This is a genomic window from Actinomadura sp. NPDC048032 (assembly GCF_040653175.1).
In the GTDB taxonomy this organism is placed as follows: Bacteria; Actinomycetota; Actinomycetes; order Streptosporangiales; family Streptosporangiaceae; genus Spirillospora; species Spirillospora verrucosospora.
The window spans coordinates 1-7,495 of sequence record NZ_JBEZJP010000405.1; the positions used below are offsets into that span (position 1 = coordinate 1).

The window sequence follows — 7,495 nt, forward strand, 5'->3', positions numbered from 1 at the left end:
GGATGCCGTTGGCGGGCGCCTGCGGCTGCGGGGTCGTGTAGGGCTGGATCGGCCCGTCGCCGTCGTCGGTGGTCAGCGGCTGCCCCTGGGGCACGACGTTCTGCCCCTTGACCGTGCCGATGACCGCCCCGGTGTATCCGGCGTGCGAGTCCGCGCCGTAGGCGAACGGGACGACGCCCGGCCCGGTGAAGCGCGACTTCTCCAGCGCCTCCACGACGCCCTTGCGGGTCGGGTTCTTCCCGGCCGCCTGGAGCGCCTGCACGAAGGTGTAGGCGACCGACATCCCGTAGACGATGTTGCCGTTGAACGGCAGCTTCGGGATGTACCGGTCGTGGATCTTCTTGAACAGCGCCGTCCAGCTGTTGGAGGCGTCGCCCGGCGCGGCGAGGTAGCCGTCGGTCACCATGCCCTGGATGAGCGGGCTGCCCTCGACCTCGCTGCCGCCCTTCTTGGCGAAGCTCTCCAGCAGCCCCGTGAGGGTGATCGGGTCGGATCCGACGTTGCTGACGACGAACGTCGGCTTGTAGTTCAGCTTCAGCGCGGCGAGCCGGAACAGCGCCGTGTAGGTGGGGATGCTGAACAGCACGACGACGTCGGCCTTGGACTGCGCGATCGCCTGCGCCTGCGCGCCGATGTCGGTGCTGCCCGGCTGGTAGGACTGCCGGGACACGACCTGGTCCTTCGGGATGTACTTGTCGAGGCCCTTCACCCCGTCCTGCCCGAAGTCGTCGTTCTGGAAGAAGTAGGCGACCTTCTTGCCCGCGTAGGCCTTCTTGACGTGGTCGCCGAGGATCTTGCCTTCGCGGATGTAGTCGACCTGCCAGCCGAACGTCTGCGGGTGCTTGTCCGGCTGGTCCCAGCAACCGCATCCGGACGCGACGAACAGGTCGGGGACGCGCTGGGCGTTCAGGTAGTCGACCACCTTGGAGTGCGTGGGCGTGCCGAGCCCGTTGAAGATCGCGAAGACCCTGTCCTGCAGGACGAGCTTCCGCGTCACGCTCACGGTCTGCGTCGGGTTGTAGGCGTCGTCCACGTACTTGTAGACGATCTTGCGTCCGTGCACGCCGCCGTTCGCGTTCACGTAGTCGAAGAACGCCTTGGACGCCGCGGAGTTGGCGCTGTAGCCGGGCGCGGCCGGCCCGGTCAGCGGCTGGTGGCTGCCGATCGTGACGGTGGTGGCGGTCACCCCGGGCGCCGCCGACCCGCCGCCCCCTCCGTCACCGCCGCAGCCGCTCGCCGCGACCGCCAGCGTCGCCGCGGTCGTCAGGGCGAGCGCCCGCATCGTCCGGGGTCGCTTCATCTGCTCCTCCTGGGTGCGTTGTGGTGGGCCCCGATGTGTCGCTCGGCGCCGGACCGCGCGGCCCGGGAGCCCGGCCGCGCGTCCCAGGCACCCGGCGCCGGACGGCGCCGCCGATGCCGCGCAGCCCTCCCTGGACGCCGCGCGGGAAGGCCAGCGTCACCGCGATGAGGACGAGGCCGTACACGGCGAGGGGCAGGTTCGACGCGATGTTGTGCGAGAGGCCGGACGAGGACGACAGGTCCGCCGCCCAGGTCGGCACGTAGACCAGGATCAGCGCGCCCCACACCGCGCCCGGCAGGCTGCCGAGCCCGCCGATGACGATCGCGGCGATGAGCTGGAGGGACAGCGTGAGCGGGAACGCGCCCGGCGCGGCCAGCGTGGCGACCACGGCGAGCAGCCCGCCGGCGAGCCCGGCGCAGGCCGCCGAGACGACGGTGGCGGCGATCCGCAGCCGGGCGACCCGGACGCCGCTCAGCGCGGCGGCGATCTCGTCGTCGCGGCTGGCGCGCAGCGTCCGCCCGAACCGGCCGCGGGTCAGGTTGGCGAGCAGGAACAGGGTGACGACGGCGCCGAGGCAGCAGATCCACGCCTGCCAGCGCTCCAGCGGGAACGTCTCGCCGAGCGCGGCGGGCGGGACCGGCGGGACGATAGTCAGCCCGTTCTGGCCGCCGAGCGCTCCGGTGAGGGGCTCGTAGTTGGCGAGGCCGGGCAGCCCGACGGCGAAGGCGAGGGTGGCGCCGGCCAGGTAGGGGCCGTGCAGCCGGGCGGCGACGGCGCCGACCGCCGCCCCCGCGAGGGCGGTGGCCCCGGCCGCCGCCGGCAGGACCGCCGCGAGCGGCCAGTCCCAGTGCCCGATGACCAGGGCGGCCGTGTAGGCGCCGACCGCCATGAACGCGCCGTGCCCGAGGGAGATCTGCCCGCCGAGCCCGGTCAGCACCGTCAGGCCGGCGGCCGCGCAGGTGAGGTAGGCGGCCTGCGCGATCTGCAGGTCCCGGTAGGGGGCGGCGGCCGTGGTCAGGACGTACAGGGCGGCGAGCGCGAGGACGGCGCCGGCCGCGTGCCGGGTCAGGGTGGAGCGGCTCAGGGCGCTTCGCACGGAGGCGGCCATGGGTCACACCCTCCGTCCGGGGCTCGTCGCGAACAGGCCGTTCGGTCTGATCATCAGGACGGTGATGAGGGCGGCGAGCGCCCCGAGGGCGACCAGCTCCGAGCCGAGGTAGCCGGACACGTAGCTGAGGGCGCAGCCGAGCAGCAGCCCGCCGGTGACGGCGCCCGCCGGGCTGTCCAGCCCGCCGATCACGGCGGCGGTGAACCCGAAGACCAGCATCGCGTCGAACTGGGCGGGCCCGACGAACACCGACGGGGCGATCAGCACCCCGGCGAGGGACCCGACGAGCGCGGCGAGCGCCCAGCCGAGGGTCAGCATCCGGCCGACGCGGACGCCCTGGAGCCGGGCGATCTCGGGCGCGAACGCCGAGGCGCGCAGCCGCAGCCCGAGGTCGGTGCGGACGAACAGCAGCGTCAGCAGCACCATGACCGCGGCGACGGCGCCGATGACGAACAGGTCGAACGGCGACAGCAGCAGCCGCGTCCCGCCGGCGGACAGGCCCTTGATGGTGATGGCGGGCGGATAGGAGTGCGGGGTGTCCCCCCAGATCATGCCCGCGGCCGCCTGCAGCAGCACCAGCAGCCCGAGGGTGACGATCACCGCGTTCAGCGGCGGCTTGTCCTCGACGGGCCGCACCACGACCCGCTCGACGACCGCGCCCAGCACCAGCCCGGACGCCAGGGCGGCGCCCAGCGCGAGCCAGTAGGAGCCGCCAGCGTCGATGACGCTCCAGGCGAGGAATGTCGTGAACATCAGCATGCCGCCCTGCGCGAAGTTCACGACGCGGGTGGAGCGCCAGATCAGCACCAGGGCGAGGGCGACCGCCGCGAACACCGCCCCGGAGGTGATCCCGGCGAGGGTGAGATTGACGAAGCGCACCATCAGAACCCCAGGTAGGCGTGGCGGAGACGGTCGTCGGCGGCGATGGCGGAGGCGGGCTCGTCCGCCACGACGGAGCCGAGGTCCAGGACGACGGCGCGGTCGGCGACCGACAGCGCGCTGCGCGCGTTCTGCTCCACGAGCAGCACGGTCCGGCCGTCCTCGTCGCACAGCCGCCGCAGCACGGCCATCAGCTGGGCGACCACCCGCGGCGCGAGGCCGAGGGACGGCTCGTCCACCAGCAGCAGCCGCGGCGCGCCGGTCAGCGCCCGGGCCAGCGCGAGCATCTGCCGCTCGCCGCCGGACAGGGTGGCGGCGGCACGGAACCGGCGCTCGGCGAGCGGCGGGAACAGCGCGTACATGTCGGCGACGCGGCGCGCGAGGGCCGCGCGGTCGCGCCGCCACAGCCCGCCGAGCCGCAGGTTGTCCTGCACGGTCAGCTCGGTGATGACGCCGCCGTTCTGCGGGACGTGCGCGACGCCGAGCCGGACGATCTCCTCGACCGCCGTCCCGGTGATGTCGGCGCCGTCGAGCTCGACGCGTCCCGAACGGGGCCGCAGGAGACCGGAGACGGCGCGCAGCAGCGTGGTCTTCCCCGCGCCGTTCGCGCCGAGCACGGCGGTCAGCGAGCCCTCGTCCACCCTGAGGCCGACGCCGTCGAGCGCCCGCACCGCGCCGTAGGAGACCGTGAGGTCCTTCACCTCAAGCACCGCCGACCTCCTCGCCGAGGTAGGCGTCGAGGACGGCCGGGTCGTCGCGCACGCGCTCCGGCGGGCCGCTCGCGATGACCCTGCCGAAGTCCAGCACGACGACCTGGTCGCAGACGCCCATGACGAGGTCCATGTGGTGCTCGACGAGGACGACGGCGGGCCCGCCCCGCAGCCCGCGGATCAGCCCGGCCAGCTCGTCCATCTCGGCCGCGGACAGTCCGGCGGCGGGCTCGTCCAGCAGCAGCAGGTCGGGCTCGGCCACGAGCGCGCGGGCCAGCGCGACCCGCTTCTGCACGCCGTAAGGCAGTTCCCCCGGGAGCCGTGCGGCCTCGCCGGCGACGCCCAGCTCCGCGAGCCGGGCCGTGGCCCGCTCGCGCAGCGCCGCCTCGTCGCGGTCGGCGCGCGGAAGCGCGAGGAGGCCGGACCAGAACCCGGCCCTGGCGTGCGGGTCGGCGCCGACCATCACGTTCTCCAGCACGGTCAGCCCCGGGAACAGCCCGAGGCCCTGGAGGGTGCGGGCGATGCCGAGCCGCGTCAGGTCGTGCGGCCGATGCCGGCCGAGGACCCGGCCCCGCCAGCGCACCTCGCCCGCTTCCGGCCGGACGAACCCGCACACGACGTTGAAGAGGGTCGTCTTGCCCGCGCCGTTCGGGCCGATCACCCCGGTGACCCGGCCCTGGGGCGCCGTGAGCGACACCCCGTCCAATGCGACCAGTCCGGCGAAGCGGACGGTCACCGTTCGAAGTTCCAGAGTCGCGGAGGAGCCGGACATGTCGCCTCACCTCGCCGATAATTCAGCGCGAATCCCCCGAGGCCCAAATGCACATACCGACTGGTCGGATTCACCGAAGATAGAATCAGCGGGCGCTCCGGTCAACAGCCGATTCGGGCGGTCCCGGCGCACGCCGCGGGGGATCCCCGCCGGGCGGTAGGCTGATCGGCGATCTGCGGGCGGCCGCGCCGGGGCGGCACGAGACCCCGGGGCGCTCCCGGACGGAGGTGGTGTCGATGGCGCAGGCGCCCGCGGGCCGGACCGCCGGCACCCTGCCGCTGCCCGACCGGCTGCTGGCCGTGGCGACCCGGATGTTCGCCGAGAAGGGCTTCGAGAACACCTCGGTCCAGGAGATCGTGAACGCCGCCGGGGTGACCAAGGGGGCCATGTACCACTACTTCGGCTCCAAGGACGACCTGCTCTACGAGATCTACCACCGGCTCCTCGGCCTGCAGACCTCCCGGCTGGAGCAGATCGCCAACGGTCCCGGCACGGCCGCCGAGCGGCTCCGCGCCGCCGCCGTCGACGTCCTCAACACCTCGTTCCTCTACCTGGACGACTTCACCGTCTTCTTCCGCTCGACGCACCTGCTCTCCCGCGACCGCCGGGAGGCCGTGCGCGCCGAGCGGCGCCGCTACCACGAGCGCTTCCGCGCCCTGGTCGAGGAGGGCCAGCGCGAGGGCACGTTCCGCACCGAGACGCCCGCCGACATCGCCGTCCACTTCTTCTTCGGCACCGTCCACCAGATCGGCGCCTGGTACCGCCCGGGCGGCCGCCTCAAGACGGCCGCCATCAGCGAGCACTACGTGGACCTGTTCCTCCACGGCCTGGAGAAGTAGCGGACGGCCCGCCGGCCGTCAGCGCTCCACGTGCTCGATCTCGAGCGCCGCGTCCCGGTGCCGGGCGCGCAGGGGCTTCTTGTCGAACTTCCCGACCGTGGTCTTCGGGATCTCCTCCAGGAACGTCCAGTACTCGGGGACCTGCCAGCGGGCGACCTTGTCCGCGAGGAACGACGCCAGCTCACCGGGGGTGGCGGACGCGTCCGAGCGCAGGACGACGCAGGCGAGGGGGCGCTCGTCCCAGCGGGGGTCGGGGACGCCGATGACGGCGGCCTCCGCCACGGCGGGATGGGCCATGAGGTGGTTCTCCAGCTCCACCGAGGAGATCCACTCGCCGCCCGACTTGATGACGTCCTTCGCGCGGTCGGTGATCTGGTAGAAGCCTCGGTCGTCGATGGTGCCGATGTCGCCGGTGCGCAGCCAGCCGTCGTCGAACTTCTCCGGCGCGGGGTCGCGGTGGTAGGCGCCGGTGATCCACGGACCGCGCACCTCGATCTCGCCGACGGACTCGCCGTCCCACGGCAGCTCGGCGCCGGAGTCGTCCACGATGCGCATCTCGACGCCGGCGGCGACGCGGCCGGACTTCAGCCGCCAGTACATGTCCTCGTCGGTGCCGGGCTCGACGCCGGGCGGCGGGAACGCCATGCCGCCGAGCGGGCTCGTCTCGGTCATCCCCCAGCCCTGGATGATGCGCAGCCCGTACCTTCGCTCGAAGCGCTCCAGCAGGACGCGGGGCGCGGCGGCGCCGCCGGAGGTGCCCGCCCGCAGCGACGACAGGTCGATCTCCTCCCGCTCCCCGAGGGCCAGGATCCCGTTCCAGATCGTCGGGACGGCGGAGGCGAGCGTGCTGCGCTCGGCGGCGACGAACCTCACGAGGTGCTCCGGCTGCATGAACGGCCCCGGCATGTGCAGCGTCGCCCCGGACAGGAACGCCCCGTACGGCAGGCCCCAGGCGTTGACGTGGAACATCGGCACGATCGTCAGGACGCGGTCGGCCTCGGTGATGCCCACCAGCGACGCCGACTGCACGGCCATCGCGTGCAGGAACGTGGAGCGGTGCGAGTACACCACGCCCTTCGGGTCGCCCGTGGTGCCGCTGGTGTAGCACATCGACGCGGCGGAGCGCTCGTCCACCTCCGGCCACGCGTACCCGGGCTCCTCCGCGGCGAGCAGCTCGTGGTAGCGCAGGACGGGGGCCCCGTTGCCGTTGGCCTCCAGGGCCGACGCGTCGCCGTCCCCGACGACGACGAACGCCTCGACGGCGGGCAGCTCGCGCACGACGCGCGCCAGGAGCGGGACGAGGCTGTCGTCGACGATGACGACCTGGTCGTCGGCGTGGTTGATGATGTGCGAGAGCTGCTCGGGGAACAGCCGGATGTTCAGCGTGTGCAGGACCGCACCCATGGCGGGCACCGCGAAGTACGCCTCCAGGTGCTCCTGGTTGTTCCAGCAGAACGTCGCCACCCGGTCGCCGGGACGGACGCCCAGCCTGGCCAGGGCGGACGCGAGCCGCTCGGCGTTGCCGGCGATCCGCGCGAAGGTGGCGCGCCGGGGCTCGCCGCCGCCCGTCCAGGTCACGCACTCGCTGCGCCCGTAGACGCGCGCCCCGTGCCGCAGGATCGCGGCGACCGACAGCGGAAAGTCCTGCATCGTGCTGAGGATCATGGCTTTTCTCCGAGAGGCCCGCGGCGGCGACAGGAACGGTCGGCCGCACGCAATTTCGCACATACCGACCGGTCGGTTCACCATATTTTCGACAACGCCCCGCCGTCAACGATCCCTCGCGGGACGCCCCGCCCGGCGCCGCCTTCCGCGCGTGGACGGGCTCCCGCCGCCGCGGCCCGGCCCTGAACACGGGAGGGCCGGGCGGTCCCGCGTGCGTCCGCC

Annotated in this window: 7 protein-coding genes; 1 reads left to right on the top strand and 6 read right to left on the bottom strand. The window is 73.2% G+C overall.

Annotation, left to right across the window (positions count from 1 at the left end):
• The 5 genes from AB0C69_RS34490 to AB0C69_RS34510 all read right to left on the bottom strand — a co-directional run.
• The coding region (locus AB0C69_RS34490) for an ABC transporter substrate-binding protein (RefSeq protein ID WP_360359268.1) at nt 1-1,300 on the bottom strand (1,300 nt) is incomplete at its 3' end.
• Nucleotides 1,218-2,408 (bottom strand): branched-chain amino acid ABC transporter permease, encoded by a 1,191-nt coding sequence (locus tag AB0C69_RS34495; protein WP_360359271.1) that lies wholly within the window; start codon nt 2,406-2,408, stop codon nt 1,218-1,220. The genes AB0C69_RS34490 and AB0C69_RS34495, both read right to left, overlap by 83 nt.
• 3 nt (nt 2,409-2,411) lie before the next feature.
• Nucleotides 2,412-3,290, bottom strand: a complete 879-nt coding sequence (locus AB0C69_RS34500; RefSeq protein ID WP_360359274.1) for a branched-chain amino acid ABC transporter permease — start codon at nt 3,288-3,290, stop codon at nt 2,412-2,414.
• Complete coding sequence (locus AB0C69_RS34505) at nt 3,290-3,997, bottom strand: ABC transporter ATP-binding protein (protein WP_360359277.1); 708 nt, start codon at nt 3,995-3,997, stop codon at nt 3,290-3,292. Before AB0C69_RS34505 ends, AB0C69_RS34500 begins: the two co-directional genes overlap by 1 nt.
• Nucleotides 3,990-4,769 (bottom strand): ABC transporter ATP-binding protein, encoded by a 780-nt coding sequence (locus tag AB0C69_RS34510; protein ID WP_360359280.1) that lies wholly within the window; start codon nt 4,767-4,769, stop codon nt 3,990-3,992. Before AB0C69_RS34510 ends, AB0C69_RS34505 begins: the two co-directional genes overlap by 8 nt.
• 236 nt (nt 4,770-5,005) lie before the next feature.
• Here AB0C69_RS34510 and AB0C69_RS34515 point away from each other — a divergent pair, with 236 nt between their 5' ends.
• Nucleotides 5,006-5,608, top strand: coding sequence for a TetR/AcrR family transcriptional regulator (locus AB0C69_RS34515; RefSeq protein ID WP_360359283.1), 603 nt, complete (start codon nt 5,006-5,008; stop codon nt 5,606-5,608).
• Nucleotides 5,609-5,626: 18 nt separating this feature from the next.
• On the opposite strand, the gene AB0C69_RS34520 is transcribed toward AB0C69_RS34515, so the two are convergent.
• A complete protein-coding gene (locus AB0C69_RS34520) occupies nt 5,627-7,273 on the bottom strand; it encodes a long-chain fatty acid--CoA ligase (RefSeq protein WP_360359285.1) in 1,647 nt (548 codons plus the stop codon).
• Nucleotides 7,274-7,495 lie beyond the last annotated feature (222 nt).